This is a genomic window from Streptomyces virginiae (genome assembly GCF_041432505.1).
Lineage (GTDB): Bacteria > Actinomycetota > Actinomycetes > Streptomycetales > Streptomycetaceae > Streptomyces > Streptomyces virginiae_A.
In genome coordinates this window covers 5,179,721-5,194,640 of record NZ_CP107871.1, presented here as the reverse complement: position 1 = coordinate 5,194,640, position 14,920 = coordinate 5,179,721, and the positions used below count along the sequence as shown (strand labels likewise).

The window sequence follows — 14,920 nt, the reverse complement described above, 5'->3', positions numbered from 1 at the left end:
GGTTTCGAGCTATTCAGCCACTGAAATCGTCTTAGACGAGCTCGGTGACGGTGCCGCCGGCAGCGGCAATCTTCTCCTTGGCGGAGGCGGAGACGGCGTCAACCGAAACCTGCAGCGCCACGGAGATCTCGCCCTGGCCCAGGACCTTGACGAGGCTGTTCTTGCGAACCGCGCCCTTGGCGACCAGGTCGGCCACCGTGACTTCTCCACCCTCGGGGTAGAGAGCGCCGAGCTTGTCCAGGTTGACAACCTGGAACTCGGTGCGGAACGGGTTCTTGAAGCCCTTGAGCTTCGGCAGGCGCATGTGGAGGGGCATCTGCCCACCCTCGAAGCGCTGCGGGATCTGGTAACGGGCCTTCTGGCCCTTCGTACCACGACCGGCCGTCTTACCCTTCGACGCCTCACCACGACCGACACGGGTCTTCGCGGTCTTGGCGCCGGGGGCGGGACGGAGGTTGTGGGCCTTCAGCGGGCTGTTCTCAGCCATGATTAGTCAACCTCCTCAACCGTCACGAGGTGGCGGACGGTGTGAACCATTCCGCGGAACTCGGGGCGGTCCTCCTTGACGACGACGTCGTTCAGGCGCTTGAGCCCGAGCGAACGCAGCGTGTCGCGGTGGTTCTGCTTGCTGCCGATGTACGACTTCGTCTGCGTGATCTTGAGGCGAGCCATTACGCACCCGCCCCAGCACGTGCACGAAGCAGAGCCGCGGGGGCGACGTCCTCGAGGGGCAGACCACGGCGAGCCGCGATCTCCTCGGGACGCTGCAGGCCCTGGAGGGCCGCCACGGTCGCGTGCACGATGTTGATCGCGTTGTCGGAGCCCAGGGACTTCGACAGGATGTCGTGAACGCCGGCGCACTCCAGAACGGCGCGCACCGGGCCACCGGCGATAACACCGGTACCGGGGGAAGCAGGCTTCAGCAGGACGACGCCCGCAGCCTTCTCGCCCTGGATCGGGTGAGGGATGGTGCCCTGGATGCGCGGAACCTTGAAGAAGTTCTTCTTGGCTTCCTCGACACCCTTGGCGATGGCCGCGGGAACTTCCTTGGCCTTGCCGTAACCGACACCTACAGTGCCGTCACCGTCGCCCACCACGACCAGCGCGGTGAAGCTGAAGCGGCGACCACCCTTGACAACCTTGGCGACGCGGTTGATCGCGACAACGCGCTCAACGTAAGCGGTCTTCTCGGCGGCAGGGCCACCGTCGCGACCCTTCCGGTCCCGCCGCTCGCCGCCACCGGCACCGCTTCCGCGGCGCTGGGGTCCAGCCATTGGATTACCTCTCTCTGTTACGTCCGTGAGTCCCGGAACCGGGGCTTAGAACTTCAGCCCGGCTTCGCGGGCGGCGTCAGCCAGAGCGGCAATGCGCCCGGCGTATCGGTTGCCACCGCGGTCGAACACGACGGTCTCGACACCCGCAGCCTTGGCACGCTCGGCGACGAGCGCGCCGACAGCCTGGGCCTGCGAGCTCTTGTCGCCTTCGCCACCGCGGATCGAAGCGTCCAGGGTCGACGCCGACGCCAGGGTGTGACCCTGGAGGTCGTCGATGACCTGAGCAACGATGTTGCGGTTCGAACGCGTCACGACGAGGCGCGGACGCTCCGCCGTACCCGAGACGTTCTTGCGGATGCGGATGTGGCGGCGAGCCTTGGCAGCGCGCTTGTACGCGTCGCCCTTGGCGATCTTCACACCGTATGCCATGGCTACTTACCAGCCTTTCCGACCTTGCGGCGGATGACTTCGCCGGCGTACTTGACACCCTTGGCCTTGTACGGGTCGGGCTTCCGCAGCTTGCGGATGTTGGCGGCGACCTCGCCGACCTTCTGCTTGTCGATGCCCTCGACCGTGAACTTGGTCGGCGACTCGACCTTGAAGGAGATGCCCTCGGGCGCCTCCACCAGGATCGGGTGGCTGTAACCCAGCTGGAACTCCAGGTTGGAGCCCTTCGCCAGGACACGGTAACCGACACCGCTGATCTCGAGAGCCTTGACGTATCCCGTGGTCACACCGGTGATCATGTTCGCCACCAGCGTGCGGGACAGGCCGTGCAGGGCCTTGTTCTGACGCTCGTCGTTCGGACGGGTGACGTTCAGAACGCCGTCCTCGCCCTTAACAACGGCGATGGGAGCCTTGACGGTGTGGGAGAGGGAACCCTTGGGGCCCTTCACCGCAACCGTGCTGCCATCGATGGTGACGTCCACACCGGCGGGAACCTGGATGGGGAGCTTGCCGATTCGCGACATTGCTTTTCCTCCGTTCCCGACTACCAGACGTAGGCGAGGACTTCCCCACCTACGCCCTTCTTGCCTGCCTGCTGGCCGGTGAGCAGACCGTGCGACGTGGAGATGATCGCCACGCCCAGGCCGCCGAGCACCTTCGGCAGGTTGGTGGACTTCGCGTACACGCGCAGACCGGGCTTCGAGATCCGCTTGATGCCCGCGATGGAGCGCTCACGGTTCGGCCCGAACTTCAGCTCGAGGACGAGGTTCTTACCGACCTCGGCGTCCTCGACCTTCCAGCCGGTGATGAAACCCTCCTGCTTGAGGATCTCTGCGATGTGCGACTTGATCTTGCTGTGCGGCATCACGACGGTGTCGTGGTACGCCGAGTTAGCGTTACGCAGACGGGTCAGCATGTCTGCGATCGGGTCAGTCATGGTCATGAAGTGGCCTTCGGCCTCTCTCGCCGGGGTTTCCTGTATGCGCCATCCCTCTCCCCACTCAGTGGCGGGACGGGTGCGGTGCGGGGACCTACGGCGTAGTAAGTCGACAGGGCGGTGGACGCCCAACCCCACAAGCCTACGGCATGCGGTGCTGGGCACCCACCGACCAGATGCTTACCGAGAGTCTCTGGTACTTCCCAAGTCCTTACGGACGGAAGGGAATTACCAGGAGCTCTTGGTCACGCCCGGCAGCTCGCCACGGTGAGCCATCTCACGAAGGCACACGCGGCACAGGCCGAACTTGCGGTACACGGAGTGGGGGCGACCGCAGCGCTGGCAGCGGGTGTACGCACGCACACCGAACTTGGGCTTGCGGGCAGCCTTCGCGATGAGAGCCTTCTTCGCCATCTCGCTTACGCCTCCTTGAAGGGGAAGCCGAGGTGACGAAGGAGGGCACGGCCCTCGTCGTCGTTGGTCGCCGTGGTGACCACGGTGATGTCCATACCCCGGGTACGGTCGATCTTGTCCTGGTCGATCTCGTGGAACATGACCTGCTCCGTGAGACCGAAGGTGTAGTTACCACGGCCGTCGAACTGCTTCGGCGACAGACCACGGAAGTCACGGATACGCGGCAGCGCGAGCGACAGCGTACGGTCCAGGAACTCCCACATGCGGTCACCACGGAGGGTGACGTGGCAGCCGATCGGCTGACCCTCGCGCAGCTTGAACTGCGCGATGGACTTGCGGGCCTTCGTGACGGCCGGCTTCTGACCGGTGATCGTCGTCAGGTCGCGGATGGCGCCGTCGATCAGCTTGGAGTCGCGGGCGGCGTCGCCCACACCCATGTTGACCACGATCTTCACGAGGCCGGGGATCTGCATGACGTTCTCGTAGGAGAACTCCTCACGCAGCTTGCCCGTGATGTCCTCGCGGTACTTCGTCTTGAGACGCGGAGTGGTAGCCATCAGATGTCCTCACCCGTCCGCTTGGCAACGCGGATCTTGTTGCCCTCGTCGTCGAAGCGGTAGCCGACGCGGGTGACGACCTTCTTGCCGTCCTTCTCCACAACCAGCTGAACGTTGCTGACGTGGACCGGGGCCTCGGTGATCACAATGCCACCGGCCTGGTTCTGCGCAGCCTTGGTGTGCTTCTTGACCCGGTTGACACCCTCGACGAGGACACGGTTGTCGGCGGGGAAGGCAACGATGACCTTGCCCTGCTTGCCCTTGTCCTTACCGGTGATGACCTGGACCAGGTCGCCCTTCTTGATCTTCATGCTTACAGCACCTCCGGCGCGAGCGAGATGATCTTCATGAACTTCTTCTCGCGCAGCTCACGGCCCACCGGGCCGAAGATACGGGTGCCGCGAGGGTCGCCGTCGTTCTTGAGAATGACGGCGGCGTTCTCGTCAAAGCGGATGTACGAGCCGTCCTGGCGGCGACGCTCCTTGACGGTGCGAACGATGACCGCCTTGACGACGTCACCCTTCTTCACGTTGCCACCGGGGATCGCGTCCTTGACGGTGGCGACGATGACGTCACCGATGCCCGCGTAGCGGCGACCGGAACCACCGAGAACACGGATGCAAAGGATTTCCTTGGCACCAGTGTTGTCGGCGATACGCAGTCGCGACTCCTGCTGGATCACGTGTATCTCCTGTTTGTCTGCCGGTTCCCGGCGGGGGCTTCACTCCGGAGAGCGTCGCCCCCACCGAGCCTGGCGGAACGAACCTGAGGGAAACCCCTCAGATAATTACTTGGCCTTCTCGAGGATCTCGACGATGCGCCAGCGCTTGCTCGCCGACAGCGGACGCGTCTCCATGATGAGGACGCGGTCGCCGACGCCGGCAGCGTTCTGCTCGTCGTGAGCCTTGAGCTTGTTCGTACGGCGGATGACCTTGCCGTACAGGGCGTGCTTCACGCGGTCCTCGACGGCGACGACGACGGTCTTGTCCATCTTGTCGCTGACGACCAGACCCTCACGGGTCTTGCGGAAACCGCGCTCGGTCTTCTCAGTCACGTTGTTCTCGCTCATCAGGCGCTCTCCACCGTCTCGATACCGAGCTCACGCTCGTGCATCAGGGTGTAGATGCGAGCGATGTCCTTACGGACGGACTTGAGCCGGCCGTTGTTCTCCAGCTGACCCGTGGCCGCCTGGAAGCGGAGCTTGAACAGCTCCTCCTTGGCCTCGCGCAGCTTGCCAACGAGCTCCTCGTTGCCGAGCTCACGCAGCTCGGACGCCTTGGTTCCCGTCGCCATCACGACTCACCTGCCTCGCGCCGAACAATCCGGCACTTCATCGGAAGCTTGTGAGCAGCGCGGGTGAGCGCCTCACGAGCAATCTTCTCGTTCGGGTAGGACAGCTCGAACATGACCCGGCCCGGGTGCACGTTGGCGATCCACCACTCAGGAGAACCCTTACCGGAACCCATGCGGGTCTCGGCAGGCTTCTTCGTCAGCGGGCGGTCCGGGTAGATGTTGATCCAGACCTTGCCGCCACGCTTGATGTGGCGGGTCATCGCAATACGAGCCGCCTCGATCTGACGGTTCGTCACATACGCCGGGGTCAGCGCCTGGATACCGTACTCGCCGAACGTGACCTCAGTACCGCCCTTGGCCATACCGCTGCGCTTCGGGTGGTGCTGCTTGCGGTGCTTGACCCTACGAGGGATCAGCATGTCGGTCAGGCCTCCGTTCCGGTGCTCTCGGCCGGAGCGGCGGCGGGAGCGTCGGCCTTGGGGGCCTCGGCACCAGCAGCCTGCTGCGGCTTGCGGCCACCACGGCCGCCGCGCTCGCCACCACGGCCACCACGGCCGGCGGGACGGTCGCCAGCGCCCTGCGCGCCACGGGCCGGGCGGTTACCCGCACGGGCCGCAGCGTTCTCGGCGCGAACCTCGGCGATGTTCTTGACGTCGCCCTTGTAGATCCAGACCTTCACACCGATACGGCCGAAGGTGGTCTTGGCCTCGAAGAAGCCGTAGTCCACGTTCGCGCGCAGCGTGTGCAGCGGCACACGACCCTCGCGGTAGAACTCGGAGCGGGACATCTCGGCGCCGCCGAGACGACCGCCACACTGGATCTTGATGCCCTTGGCGCCGGCCTTCATCGTGCCCTGCATGCTCTTACGCATGGCGCGACGGAAGGAGACGCGGGAGGAGAGCTGCTCGGCAACGGCCTGGGCGACCAGCTGGGCATCGAGCTCGGGGTTCTTGACCTCGAGGATGTTCAGCTGGACCTGCTTGCCCGTGAGCTTCTCGAGGTCACCGCGGATGCGGTCGGCCTCGGCGCCACGGCGGCCGATGACGATGCCCGGACGAGCGGTGTGGATGTCCACACGCACGCGGTCACGGGTGCGCTCGATCTCAACCTTCGAGATGCCGGCGCGCTCCATGCCGGACGTCATCATCCTGCGGATGGCGACGTCTTCCTTGACGTAGTCCTTGTACAGCTTGTCGGCGTACCAACGCGACTTGAAGTCGGTGGTGATGCCGAGCCGGAACCCGTGCGGGTTTACCTTCTGGCCCATTACCGGGAACCTTCCTTGCTGCTGACGACCACGGTGATGTGGCTGGTCCGCTTGCGGATCCGGTAGGCACGGCCCTGGGCACGCGGACGGAACCGCTTCAGGGTCGGGCCCTCGTCCACGTACGCCTCGCTGATGACCAGCGTGGAGGCGTCCGGGTGGTTGTAGTTGTGTGCGGCGTTGGCGATGGCGCTGTCAAGCACCTTGCCAACCGGCACGCTCGCGGCCTGCGGGGCGAAACGCAGGACCGCCTGAGCCTCCGTGGCATCCATGCCACGGATAAGGTCCACCACTCGGCGGGCCTTCATGGGCGTGACGCGGATGTACCGCGCCTGGGCCCTGGCTTCCATGGTTGTCCCTTCGGTGTAAGTCATAGTCGTAACCACCCCGCCTTTAGCGGCGCTTCGACTTCCGGTCGTCCTTGACGTGGCCGCGGAAGGTGCGAGTCGGCGAGAACTCGCCGAGCTTGTGGCCGACCATCGACTCGGTGACGAACACCGGGACGTGGGTCTTGCCGTTGTGCACCGCGATGGTGTGACCCAGCATGCTGGGGATGATCATCGAGCGACGGGACCAGGTCTTGATGACGTTCTTGGTGCCGGCTTCGTTCTGGACGTCCACCTTCTTTACGAGGTGGTCGTCGACGAAGGGCCCCTTCTTGAGACTGCGCGGCATCTAAACCCGCTCCTAGCGCTTCTTGTTCGTCTTGCGGCGGCGGACGATGTACTTGCTCGAAGCCTTCTTCGGCGAGCGAGTACGACCCTCCTTCTGACCCCACGGGGAGACCGGGTGGCGACCACCACTGGTCTTGCCCTCACCACCACCGTGCGGGTGGTCAACCGGGTTCATCGCGACACCGCGGACGGACGGGCGAACGCCCTTCCAGCGCATACGGCCGGCCTTGCCCCAGTTGATGTTCGACTGCTCGGCGTTGCCGACCTCGCCGACCGTGGCGCGGCAGCGCGCGTCGACGAGACGGATCTCACCGGACGGCATACGAAGGTGGGCCATGGTGCCCTCCTTCGCCAGCAGCTGCACGGAGGCACCCGCGGAACGGGCGAACTTGGCGCCACCACCGGGACGGAGCTCGATCGCGTGGATCGTGGTACCGACCGGGATGTTGCGAAGCGCGAGGTTGTTACCGGGCTTGATGTCGGCCGTGGGGCCGTTCTCAATCCGGTCGCCCTGCTTCAGAGCCTTCGGCGCGATGATGTAGCGCTTCTCGCCGTCCGCGTAGTGCAGGAGCGCGATGCGCGCGGTGCGGTTGGGGTCGTACTCGATGTGCGCGACCTTGGCCGGCACGCCGTCCTTGTCGTGACGACGGAAGTCGATCACGCGGTAGGCGCGCTTGTGTCCACCACCCTGGTGGCGAACGGTGATCCGACCGGTGTTGTTACGGCCGCCCTTGCTGTGCAGGGGGCGAACCAGCGACTTCTCCGGCGTGGACCGCGTGATCTCGACAAAGTCGGCGACGCTGGAGCCACGACGGCCCGGGGTCGTCGGCTTGTACTTGCGGATACCCATTTCTCAGTCCTCGTCCGATTCCGGACGACTAGACCTCCGTTAGGAGGCCTGGCCGCCGAAGATGTCGATTCGGTCGCCCTCAGCGAGGGTCACGATGGCGCGCTTGGTGTCAGCGCGCTTGCCGAAACCGGTCTTGGTGCGCTTGCGCTTACCCTGACGGTTGATCGTGTTGACCCCGGTGACCTTGACCCCGAAGACCGCTTCCACGGCCTGCTTGATCTGGGTCTTGTTGGAGCCGGGCGCGACGATGAACGTGTACTTGTTCTCGTCCAGCAGCGCGTAGCTCTTCTCCGAGACAACCGGCTTGATCAGCAGGTCGCGCGGGTCAGTGAAGGTCTTGCTGGTAACGGTCGCCTCAGACATCAGGCGTCGCTCCCTTCGGTCTCATCGGCCTTGGGGCCAGACACGAAGGACTCGAAAGCGGCCTGAGTGAAGACCACGTCGTCAGAGACGATCACGTCGTACGTGTTCAGCTGGCCCGGCTCCAGGATGTGAACCTGGGGCAGGTTGCGGGCGGACAGCCACGCGGCCTCGTCGGCGCGGTCGACGACCAGGAGCAGGTTCTTGCGCTCCGAGATCTTGCCGAACAGCGTCTTGGCGGCCTTCGTGGAGGCGGCACCCTCGACCACGCCGGTGATGACGTGGATGCGGGAGTGACGCGCACGGTCCGAGAGGGCACCGCGGAGGGCGGCGGCCTTCATCTTCTTCGGGGTCCGCTGGGAGTAGTCACGCGGCTGCGGGCCGTGGACAACGCCACCGCCGACGAACTGCGGCGCACGGGTCGAACCCTGGCGCGCACGGCCGGTGCCCTTCTGGCGGTACGGCTTGCGGCCACCACCACGGACTTCGCCGCGACGCTTGGTCTTGTGCGTGCCCTGACGGGCAGCAGCCAGCTGAGCGACAACGACCTGGTGGATCAGCGGAACGCTGGTCTTCGCGTCGAAGATCTCCGCGGGGAGCTCGACGGTACCGGCCTTGTCGCCTGCCGGCGAAAGGATGTCAATGGTGCTCATTACCTCAAGCCCCCTTGGCCGCGGTACGGACCAGGACGAGGCCGCCGTTCGGACCGGGGACTGCGCCCTTGATGAGGAGCAGACCCTTCTCCGCGTCAACCGCGTGGATGGTCAGGTTCTGGGTGGTGACGCGCTCGTTACCCATACGACCGGCCATGCGCATGCCCTTGAAGACACGCCCAGGGGTGGCGCAGCCACCGATCGAACCGGGGGAGCGGTGCTTGCGCTGCACACCGTGACCGGCGCCGAGGCCCCGGAAGTTGTGCCGCTTCATGACACCGGCGAAGCCCTTGCCCTTGCTGTTGCCCGTGACGTCAACCTTGACGCCGGACTCGAACACCTCAGCAGTGATCTCCTGGCCGAGCGTGTACTCGCTGGCGTCGGAGGTGCGGAGCTCCACCAGGTGGCGGCGGGGGGTCACGTCGGCCTTGGCGAAGTGGCCCTTGAGGGGCTTGTTCACCTTGCGCGGGTCGATCTCGCCGAAGGCGATCTGGACCGACTCGTAGCCGTCGATGTCGTTCGTACGGACCTGGGTAACGACGCAGGGTCCGGCCTTGACCACGGTCACCGGGACGACACGGTTGTTCTCGTCCCAGACCTGGGTCATGCCGAGCTTCTCGCCCAGGACGCCCTTGATCTGCTTTGCCATCTTCTCGACGCCTCTCAGAGCTTGATCTCGATGTCAACGCCGGCCGGAAGGTCCAGGCGCATCAGCGAGTCAACGGTCTTGGGGGTCGGGTCGAGGATGTCGATCAGGCGCTTGTGCGTGCGCATCTCGAAGTGCTCGCGCGAGTCCTTGTACTTGTGCGGCGACTTGATGACGCAGTACACGTTCTTCTCAGTGGGCAGCGGCACCGGGCCCGCGACCGACGCACCAGTGCGCGTCACCGTCTCGACGATCTTCTTCGCCGAGGAATCGATGACCTCGTGGTCGTAGGCCTTGAGCCGGATGCGGATCTTCTGTCCCGCCATGGCTACTCCGTAGTCCTGTCTCTATGTGGAAACGCTCTGGCTCCCGGTCGGCTGCGGGACGGATCCCGCGGCCTCTCCTCCGACCCACGCGGTCGGGCGTGTCGCACTCCCTCTACAGAAAATTCCCATACGGAAATTCCCTCGTCCAAGGGGGTACGGTCCCTGTGACCGCGATTCGGGGGAGAAACACCCACCGAGTGCCTGGTGGGCACCGTGCTGACACTTCCCAGAAGATTCCCGTACGTCCGTCCCCATTGCTGCCCCGAGAGGCAGATTAAGGACGACGAGTACTGTGGGACTCGCTTCCGGTCCTCCCGGCGGGAGGCGCGCAGCATCGGCACTCAGCCGAGCAACTTGAGTAGTCTGCCATACGAGGCACGTACCTGGCCAATCGGGCGGAAGAGAATACCCCGCCACGCTGAGTGGTCAAACTGCACCACGCCCTTCTGCCGCCGGGGCCCTCCCCTGGTCAGGTGGGCGTGGAACAGGCGGACGGAGAACGGGTGGACCCCGGCCGGTGCGGCCGGGGTCCACCCGTTCCGCGATTCCCGCGGCGCGGGGATCGGCCGCGGCGCCAGATCACGTACTCGTGCTCGCGGACGTCCCGGTCGACGTGCCGGCCGGCCGGGGGGTTGTGCCGGCTCTCGGTGGCGTCGGCCGGAGGGGTGTCGTCCTTGTTCAGGAAGCGGGTCCGGACCCGGCCGTCGAGCACCAGGTGGGAGGTACGAGCCCGGCGCGGCGGTCGCCGCCGAGCAGGCGCAGCCCGTGTGGTGATGGGCCCGCCGGGTCGCGTCGCGGCCCGGGTCGGGCACAGCGTGACCAGCAGGGCGATGAACGGTCCGCAGACCGCCGTCGACCGCGAGCGGGGAGCCGTACGCGGTGAACCGGCCGGTGCCGGCCAGTACGCCCCGGGTCAGGTAGCACAGGGCCATGCCGGTGAGGGCCGCGCCGAGTACGGCGACCAGCGCCTGGTCGCCCGGGAACAGCCTGTCGGCGATCGGCCCGGCGAAGAGGGCGAGCGCGCCGAGGACCACGGCGAGGACCCCCGCGGTCAGCAGTCCCGCCTTCCGGAGCACCGGTGCGGCGCCCTCGCCGCATACGGCGCGGGCGGCGACGATCCGGGTGAGCTCCTGCTCCATCGGGAAGAACAGGCCGATCCCGACGGACATCACCAGGAGGTACTCCACGGGGGTACCAGCGGGCGAAGAGCTCTATGAGCGGCCGGTTGCAGGCGCGGAAGCCCGAGGTGGTGTCGGTGAGCTCGGTCCGGGTGACGAGCCGGCCGCCCGGGCCACCTCGACGGTGTTGTCCGCCGAGCCGTTGTCGACCACGAGGGTGTCCACGTAAGGCAGTTGCCGCTGGATCTCGCGCAGGACGGAGGGCAGTCCGTCCTCCTCGTTCCGCGGGAAGAATGATCAGAACGCGACGGCCGTCGTTCACGACTTCGCCTGTGCCTCGATGGCGCCGGATTCCTCCGCGCGCGGCGACGTGCTGGGGTAACCACCCTGCTGGACGAGGTGCGCGCGGATCGGCGCGACGCACCAGAAGACCGGTGATGGAGGTCAGAACGGAGAGTCGCACGGCGGACGGCGCCGTTTGCGCGAAGGGGCCAACATCCTTACGAGAGAGGCATACGGCACCTCGCATGACGCGACTGGGGCCCGAAAGGTTGCGTTCCGGGCCCCGTCGACGACGTGCGCGTGCAGGCGATCAGCCTCTCCGAATCACCTGGCGGAAGGCAGTCTCAGCAGTTCGGAGAAGGCCGGGCGGGTGATCGCCTCGGCGAGCTGAACCCGCCAGTCGGCCAAAGGTTCGAGCCCCGCGGCCGACCAGCCGTCGTGGGCAAGGACACTGAAGGCCGGGCGCGCGGCGGGGCGTACGAACGCGTCGGAGGTGGTCGGCCGGATCCTCTCCGGGTCGAGTCCGCTCAGCCGGTAGGCCTCGCGTGCCAGCCCCATCCAGGTCGTCCGGCCGCTCGCGGTGCCGTGGTAGACCCCGCCCGGGGCCTTCCCCGCCAGCGCGGCGAGGCCCAGGTCGACGAGGTGGCGGGCCAGCGCGTAGGACCAAGTGGGCTGGCCGTGCTGGTCGTCGACCACGTCGAGGGTGTCCCGCTGGGCGGCCAGCTTCAGCATGGTGGCGACGAAGTTCGGCCCGTGCTCCCCGTACAGCCACGCGGTCCGCACGATGTAGCCGTCCTGCGGGAGGAGCTCGGCGATTGCCTGTTCGCCGACCAGCTTCGAGCGTCCGTAGGCGTTGACCGGACCGGTCTCGGCGTCCTCGCGGTACGGCTGCGTGGCGTTGCCGGGCAGCACGTAGTCGGTGGAGAGGTGCAGCAGGCGGGCACCGACCTCGGCGCAGGCCGCGGCGAGGTCGCGTACGCCGGTGCCGTTGACGGCGGTGGCGGCCTCCTCGGCGGTTTCGGCGCCGTCCACGTCGGTCCAGGCCGCGCAGTTGACGACGACCGCGACCCCCTCGACGGCGGCCCGGACGGCTGCCGGGTCGGTGATGTCGAGGTCGGCGCGGCGCAAGCCCTCGGCTTCGACACCGGCGTCCTTCAGTGCGGCCAGGACGTCCTGGCCGAGCATTCCGGCGGCTCCGGTGACGAGCCAGCGGCCGGCTCGCAGGTTCGCGATCACTTCTGCAGGGCCGCCTTCACCTTGAGCGGCTCCCACCAGGCACGGTTCTCGCGGTACCAGTCGACGGTGGCCTTGATGCCGTCCTCGAAGGTGACCTGCGGGGCGTAACCGAGTTCGGCGCCGATCTTGCTGATGTCGATGGAGTAGCGCAGGTCGTGACCCTTGCGGTCCTCGACGTGCTCGACCATGTCCCAACCGAGGCCCGCGGCCTCCAGCAGGACACCGGTGAGCTCCTTGTTGGTGAGCTCCGTGCCGCCGCCGATGTTGTAGACCTCGCCGGCCCGGCCCCCCCGCATGGCCAGGTCGATGCCGCGGCAGTGGTCGGAGACGTGCAGCCAGTCGCGGACGTTGCCGCCGTTGCCGTACAGCGGGACCTTCTTGCCGTCCATCAGGTTCGAGACGAACAGCGGGATGACCTTCTCGGGGAACTGGTAGTGCCCGTAGTTGTTGGAGCAGCGGGTGACCACCACGTCCATGCCGTGGGTGCGCGCGTAGGCCAGCGCCAGCAGGTCGGACGACGCCTTCGAGGCGGAGTACGGGGAGTTCGGCACCAGCGGCCACTCCTCCGTCCAGGAGCCCTCGCCGATCGAGCCGTAGACCTCGTCGGTGGAAATGTGGACGAAGCGGCCGACACCGTACTTGCGGGCGGAGTCGAGCAGCACCTGGGTGCCGACCACGTTGGTCATCACGAACGGGCCCGCACCGGCGATCGAACGGTCGACGTGGGACTCGGCCGCGAAGTGCACGACGACGTCGTGACCGGGCATGACCTGGTCGACGGCGTCCGCGTCGCAGATGTCGCCCTTGACGAAGGTGTATCCGGGGTGGTCGGCGACCGGGGCGAGGTTCGCCTCGACGCCCGAGTACGTCAGCTTGTCGAAAACAGTTATCTGCGCCGTGCCATCTGAGGCTAACTGCTGGCGAACGAATTCCGAACCGATGAAGCCGGCGCCGCCGGTCACAAGAATGCGCATAATACGAAGAGTCTAGCGGCGCCCAACGTCACATGTGGTGAGCTCCGATCACCCACGCGTAGGGTTCTCCCCATGCGTGGAATCCTCTTAGCCGGTGGCACCGGATCTCGACTCTGGCCGCTGACCCGGGCAGTCTCTAAGCAGTTGCTCCCCGTCTTCGACAAGCCGATGATCTATTACCCCCTCTCCACCCTGGTGATGGCGGGTATCAGTGAAATCCTGATCATCACCACCCCGGACGACCGCGAACAGTTCGAGCGACTGCTCGGCGACGGCTCGCAGTTCGGCCTGCGGCTGGATTACGCCGTCCAGGAGCGCCCGGAAGGCATCGCCCAGGCGTTCGTCCTCGGCGCCGACTTCATCGGTGACGAGTCCGTCGCACTGATCCTCGGCGACAACATCTTCCACGGCAGTGGCCTCGGCACCCGCCTCGCCCAGCACGCGGACGCCAAGGGCGGCCGCGTGTTCGCGTACCCGGTGGCGGACCCCACCGCCTACGGCGTGGTCGAGTTCGACGAGCACGGCCAGGCCGTCTCCATCGAGGAGAAGCCCGAGAAGCCCAAGTCCCGCTACGCGGTGCCGGGTCTGTACTTCTACGACAACCGGGTCGTCGAGATAGCCAAGGGCTTGAAGCCCAGCGCCCGCGGCGAGCTGGAGATCACCGCCGTCAACGACACCTACCTCCAGGCCGGCGAGCTCAACGTGACCGTCCTCGACCGCGGTACCGCGTGGCTGGACACCGGCACCTTCGTCTCGATGGTGCAGGCCTCCGAGTTCGTCCGCGTGATCGAGGAGCGCCAGGGCTTCAAGATCGGCTGCGTCGAGGAGGCGGCCTGGCGGGCCGGCCTCATCGACTCCGCGCAGCTGCGCGCGCTCGCCGAACCGCTGACCAAGAGCGGCTACGGCGACTACCTGCTGATGCTGCTCGCCGAGGAGGACGCCCGATGAAGTTCCGCGAGCTCTCCATCGCCGGCGCCTTCGAGGTCACCCCGCAAGTGCACGGCGACCCGCGCGGCCTGTTCACCGAGTGGTACCGCTTCGACCTCCTCGCCGAGGTCGTCGGCCACCCGCTGAACCTGGCGCAGGCGAACCTCTCGGTCTCCGGCGCGGGCGTGGTCCGCGGCATCCACTTCGCCGACGTACCGCGCGGCCAGGCCAAGTACGTGACCTGCGTACGCGGCGCCGTGCTCGACGTCATCGTCGACCTGCGGGTCGGCTCCCCCACCTTCGGCCGGTGGGAAGGTGCCCGTCTCGACGACGTGGACCGCCGCGCGGTCTACATCCCCGAGGGTCTCGGCCACGGCTTCTGCGCGCTGAGCGACGACGCGACGCTGTCGTACCTCTGCTCGGAGACCTACAACCCGACCGGCGAGCACTCGGTGCACCCGCTCGACCCCGACCTGGGCATCGAGTGGCCGGCCGAATTCCCGCAGCTTTCCGCCCGCGACGAGGCCGCGCCCTCGCTGGCCGAGGCACTCGCGACCGGTCTGCTGCCCGACCACGCCGCCTGCCTCGAATTCACCGAGTCCCTGCGCGTGAACTGACCCATCGCCGTACGCGGCCGAGGGCCGCACCCCGCCCGGGGTGCGGCCCTCACTTCGTACCCGGACATGCC

Annotated in this window: 26 protein-coding genes; 3 read left to right on the top strand and 23 right to left on the bottom strand. The window is 66.7% G+C overall.

Annotation, left to right across the window (positions count from 1 at the left end):
• Nucleotides 1–31: 31 nt before the first annotated feature.
• The 21 genes from rplO to rpsJ form a co-directional block, all read right to left on the bottom strand.
• On the bottom strand, nt 32–487 hold the full coding sequence (gene rplO, locus OG624_RS24305) for a 50S ribosomal protein L15 (RefSeq protein WP_030008473.1): 456 nt from the start codon (nt 485–487) through the stop codon (nt 32–34).
• Nucleotides 488–489: 2 nt separating this feature from the next.
• Nucleotides 490–672 carry a 50S ribosomal protein L30 gene (gene rpmD, locus OG624_RS24300; RefSeq protein WP_005313525.1) on the bottom strand — a complete coding sequence of 61 codons (183 nt, stop codon included), beginning with the start codon at nt 670–672 and terminating at the stop codon, nt 490–492.
• Nucleotides 672–1,274 carry a 30S ribosomal protein S5 gene (rpsE, locus tag OG624_RS24295; RefSeq protein ID WP_030388857.1) on the bottom strand — a complete coding sequence of 201 codons (603 nt, stop codon included), beginning with the start codon at nt 1,272–1,274 and terminating at the stop codon, nt 672–674. Before rpsE ends, rpmD begins: the two co-directional genes overlap by 1 nt.
• Before the next feature lie 45 nt (nt 1,275–1,319).
• A complete protein-coding gene (gene rplR / locus OG624_RS24290) occupies nt 1,320–1,703 on the bottom strand; it encodes a 50S ribosomal protein L18 (RefSeq protein WP_030008471.1) in 384 nt (127 codons plus the stop codon).
• A 2-nt stretch (nt 1,704–1,705) separates the two neighbouring features.
• Nucleotides 1,706–2,245, bottom strand: a complete 540-nt coding sequence (gene rplF, locus OG624_RS24285; protein WP_030008470.1) for a 50S ribosomal protein L6 — start codon at nt 2,243–2,245, stop codon at nt 1,706–1,708.
• A gap of 20 nt (nt 2,246–2,265) precedes the next feature.
• Entirely contained in the window at nt 2,266–2,664 is a 399-nt protein-coding gene (rpsH, locus tag OG624_RS24280) for a 30S ribosomal protein S8 (RefSeq protein WP_007265911.1), read from the bottom strand.
• 222 nt (nt 2,665–2,886) lie between these two features.
• The gene (locus tag OG624_RS24275; protein ID WP_003956452.1) at nt 2,887–3,072 is read right to left on the bottom strand and encodes a type Z 30S ribosomal protein S14; all 186 of its coding nucleotides are present in this window, start codon (nt 3,070–3,072) and stop codon (nt 2,887–2,889) included.
• A gap of 5 nt (nt 3,073–3,077) precedes the next feature.
• Nucleotides 3,078–3,629 carry a 50S ribosomal protein L5 gene (rplE, locus tag OG624_RS24270; RefSeq protein WP_033225059.1) on the bottom strand — a complete coding sequence of 184 codons (552 nt, stop codon included), beginning with the start codon at nt 3,627–3,629 and terminating at the stop codon, nt 3,078–3,080.
• Nucleotides 3,629–3,940 carry a 50S ribosomal protein L24 gene (gene rplX, locus OG624_RS24265; protein WP_030008468.1) on the bottom strand — a complete coding sequence of 104 codons (312 nt, stop codon included), beginning with the start codon at nt 3,938–3,940 and terminating at the stop codon, nt 3,629–3,631. Before rplX ends, rplE begins: the two co-directional genes overlap by 1 nt.
• Before the next feature lie 2 nt (nt 3,941–3,942).
• A complete protein-coding gene (rplN, locus tag OG624_RS24260) occupies nt 3,943–4,311 on the bottom strand; it encodes a 50S ribosomal protein L14 (protein ID WP_008739701.1) in 369 nt (122 codons plus the stop codon).
• Nucleotides 4,312–4,416: 105 nt separating this feature from the next.
• Nucleotides 4,417–4,698 (bottom strand): 30S ribosomal protein S17, encoded by a 282-nt coding sequence (gene rpsQ, locus OG624_RS24255; RefSeq protein ID WP_030008467.1) that lies wholly within the window; start codon nt 4,696–4,698, stop codon nt 4,417–4,419.
• Nucleotides 4,698–4,922 carry a 50S ribosomal protein L29 gene (gene rpmC, locus OG624_RS24250; protein ID WP_008739703.1) on the bottom strand — a complete coding sequence of 75 codons (225 nt, stop codon included), beginning with the start codon at nt 4,920–4,922 and terminating at the stop codon, nt 4,698–4,700. The genes rpsQ and rpmC overlap by 1 nt, the downstream gene beginning before the upstream one ends.
• Complete coding sequence (gene rplP, locus OG624_RS24245; protein WP_008739704.1) at nt 4,922–5,341, bottom strand: 50S ribosomal protein L16; 420 nt, start codon at nt 5,339–5,341, stop codon at nt 4,922–4,924. Before rplP ends, rpmC begins: the two co-directional genes overlap by 1 nt.
• A gap of 5 nt (nt 5,342–5,346) precedes the next feature.
• A complete protein-coding gene (gene rpsC / locus OG624_RS24240; RefSeq protein WP_008739710.1) occupies nt 5,347–6,189 on the bottom strand; it encodes a 30S ribosomal protein S3 in 843 nt (280 codons plus the stop codon).
• Entirely contained in the window at nt 6,189–6,536 is a 348-nt protein-coding gene (rplV, locus tag OG624_RS24235) for a 50S ribosomal protein L22 (protein ID WP_007265904.1), read from the bottom strand. The genes rpsC and rplV overlap by 1 nt, the downstream gene beginning before the upstream one ends.
• Before the next feature lie 43 nt (nt 6,537–6,579).
• Nucleotides 6,580–6,861 carry a 30S ribosomal protein S19 gene (gene rpsS / locus OG624_RS24230; RefSeq protein ID WP_008739713.1) on the bottom strand — a complete coding sequence of 94 codons (282 nt, stop codon included), beginning with the start codon at nt 6,859–6,861 and terminating at the stop codon, nt 6,580–6,582.
• Nucleotides 6,862–6,873: 12 nt separating this feature from the next.
• A complete protein-coding gene (gene rplB / locus OG624_RS24225) occupies nt 6,874–7,710 on the bottom strand; it encodes a 50S ribosomal protein L2 (RefSeq protein WP_008739715.1) in 837 nt (278 codons plus the stop codon).
• 39 nt (nt 7,711–7,749) lie between these two features.
• Nucleotides 7,750–8,073, bottom strand: a complete 324-nt coding sequence (gene rplW / locus OG624_RS24220; RefSeq protein ID WP_030154694.1) for a 50S ribosomal protein L23 — start codon at nt 8,071–8,073, stop codon at nt 7,750–7,752.
• A complete protein-coding gene (rplD, locus tag OG624_RS24215) occupies nt 8,073–8,723 on the bottom strand; it encodes a 50S ribosomal protein L4 (protein WP_030725940.1) in 651 nt (216 codons plus the stop codon). The genes rplW and rplD overlap by 1 nt, the downstream gene beginning before the upstream one ends.
• Nucleotides 8,724–8,727: 4 nt before the next feature.
• Nucleotides 8,728–9,372: a 50S ribosomal protein L3 gene (gene rplC / locus OG624_RS24210; protein WP_007265899.1), complete on the bottom strand. Its 645-nt coding sequence runs from the start codon at nt 9,370–9,372 to the stop codon at nt 8,728–8,730.
• 14 nt (nt 9,373–9,386) lie between these two features.
• Entirely contained in the window at nt 9,387–9,695 is a 309-nt protein-coding gene (rpsJ, locus tag OG624_RS24205) for a 30S ribosomal protein S10 (protein WP_003948644.1), read from the bottom strand.
• Between the two features lie 830 nt (nt 9,696–10,525).
• On the opposite strand from rpsJ, the gene OG624_RS24200 reads away from it, so the two are divergent.
• A complete protein-coding gene (locus tag OG624_RS24200; RefSeq protein WP_371639836.1) occupies nt 10,526–10,912 on the top strand; it encodes a hypothetical protein in 387 nt (128 codons plus the stop codon).
• A gap of 507 nt (nt 10,913–11,419) precedes the next feature.
• Here OG624_RS24200 and rfbD read toward each other — a convergent pair.
• Both rfbD and rfbB read right to left on the bottom strand, forming a co-directional pair.
• Complete coding sequence (rfbD, locus tag OG624_RS24195) at nt 11,420–12,331, bottom strand: dTDP-4-dehydrorhamnose reductase (RefSeq protein WP_371639835.1); 912 nt, start codon at nt 12,329–12,331, stop codon at nt 11,420–11,422.
• On the bottom strand, nt 12,328–13,305 hold the full coding sequence (rfbB, locus tag OG624_RS24190; protein ID WP_033225053.1) for a dTDP-glucose 4,6-dehydratase: 978 nt from the start codon (nt 13,303–13,305) through the stop codon (nt 12,328–12,330). Before rfbB ends, rfbD begins: the two co-directional genes overlap by 4 nt.
• Before the next feature lie 72 nt (nt 13,306–13,377).
• Here rfbB and rfbA point away from each other — a divergent pair, with 72 nt between their 5' ends.
• Together rfbA and rfbC are read left to right on the top strand one after the other, a co-directional pair.
• The gene (rfbA, locus tag OG624_RS24185) at nt 13,378–14,253 is read left to right on the top strand and encodes a glucose-1-phosphate thymidylyltransferase RfbA (RefSeq protein ID WP_371639834.1); all 876 of its coding nucleotides are present in this window, start codon (nt 13,378–13,380) and stop codon (nt 14,251–14,253) included.
• Nucleotides 14,250–14,849 carry a dTDP-4-dehydrorhamnose 3,5-epimerase gene (gene rfbC / locus OG624_RS24180; protein ID WP_371639833.1) on the top strand — a complete coding sequence of 200 codons (600 nt, stop codon included), beginning with the start codon at nt 14,250–14,252 and terminating at the stop codon, nt 14,847–14,849. The genes rfbA and rfbC overlap by 4 nt, the downstream gene beginning before the upstream one ends.
• The last annotated feature ends 71 nt before the right edge of the window (nt 14,850–14,920 follow it).

Coding starts and splice junctions, on each gene's coding strand:
- rpmC (WP_008739703.1), bottom strand. CDS start 4,922: ATGGCGACGGGAACCAAGGCGTCCGAGCTGCGTGAGCTCGGCAACGAG.
- rpsH (WP_007265911.1), bottom strand. CDS start 2,664: ATGACCATGACTGACCCGATCGCAGACATGCTGACCCGTCTGCGTAAC.
- rplC (WP_007265899.1), bottom strand. CDS start 9,372: ATGGCAAAGCAGATCAAGGGCGTCCTGGGCGAGAAGCTCGGCATGACC.
- OG624_RS24200 (WP_371639836.1), top strand. CDS start 10,526: ATGAACGGTCCGCAGACCGCCGTCGACCGCGAGCGGGGAGCCGTACGC.
- rplX (WP_030008468.1), bottom strand. CDS start 3,940: ATGAAGATCAAGAAGGGCGACCTGGTCCAGGTCATCACCGGTAAGGAC.
- rpsQ (WP_030008467.1), bottom strand. CDS start 4,698: ATGAGCGAGAACAACGTGACTGAGAAGACCGAGCGCGGTTTCCGCAAG.
- rplW (WP_030154694.1), bottom strand. CDS start 8,073: ATGTCTGAGGCGACCGTTACCAGCAAGACCTTCACTGACCCGCGCGAC.
- OG624_RS24275 (WP_003956452.1), bottom strand. CDS start 3,072: ATGGCGAAGAAGGCTCTCATCGCGAAGGCTGCCCGCAAGCCCAAGTTC.
- rplE (WP_033225059.1), bottom strand. CDS start 3,629: ATGGCTACCACTCCGCGTCTCAAGACGAAGTACCGCGAGGACATCACG.
- rfbB (WP_033225053.1), bottom strand. CDS start 13,305: ATGCGCATTCTTGTGACCGGCGGCGCCGGCTTCATCGGTTCGGAATTC.
- rplF (WP_030008470.1), bottom strand. CDS start 2,245: ATGTCGCGAATCGGCAAGCTCCCCATCCAGGTTCCCGCCGGTGTGGAC.
- rplB (WP_008739715.1), bottom strand. CDS start 7,710: ATGGGTATCCGCAAGTACAAGCCGACGACCCCGGGCCGTCGTGGCTCC.
- rpmD (WP_005313525.1), bottom strand. CDS start 672: ATGGCTCGCCTCAAGATCACGCAGACGAAGTCGTACATCGGCAGCAAG.
- rplV (WP_007265904.1), bottom strand. CDS start 6,536: ATGGAAGCCAGGGCCCAGGCGCGGTACATCCGCGTCACGCCCATGAAG.
- rpsE (WP_030388857.1), bottom strand. CDS start 1,274: ATGGCTGGACCCCAGCGCCGCGGAAGCGGTGCCGGTGGCGGCGAGCGG.
- rplP (WP_008739704.1), bottom strand. CDS start 5,341: ATGCTGATCCCTCGTAGGGTCAAGCACCGCAAGCAGCACCACCCGAAG.
- rplD (WP_030725940.1), bottom strand. CDS start 8,723: ATGAGCACCATTGACATCCTTTCGCCGGCAGGCGACAAGGCCGGTACC.
- rplR (WP_030008471.1), bottom strand. CDS start 1,703: ATGGCATACGGTGTGAAGATCGCCAAGGGCGACGCGTACAAGCGCGCT.
- rfbC (WP_371639833.1), top strand. CDS start 14,250: ATGAAGTTCCGCGAGCTCTCCATCGCCGGCGCCTTCGAGGTCACCCCG.
- rpsC (WP_008739710.1), bottom strand. CDS start 6,189: ATGGGCCAGAAGGTAAACCCGCACGGGTTCCGGCTCGGCATCACCACC.
- rpsJ (WP_003948644.1), bottom strand. CDS start 9,695: ATGGCGGGACAGAAGATCCGCATCCGGCTCAAGGCCTACGACCACGAG.
- rpsS (WP_008739713.1), bottom strand. CDS start 6,861: ATGCCGCGCAGTCTCAAGAAGGGGCCCTTCGTCGACGACCACCTCGTA.
- rfbA (WP_371639834.1), top strand. CDS start 13,378: ATGCGTGGAATCCTCTTAGCCGGTGGCACCGGATCTCGACTCTGGCCG.
- rplO (WP_030008473.1), bottom strand. CDS start 487: ATGGCTGAGAACAGCCCGCTGAAGGCCCACAACCTCCGTCCCGCCCCC.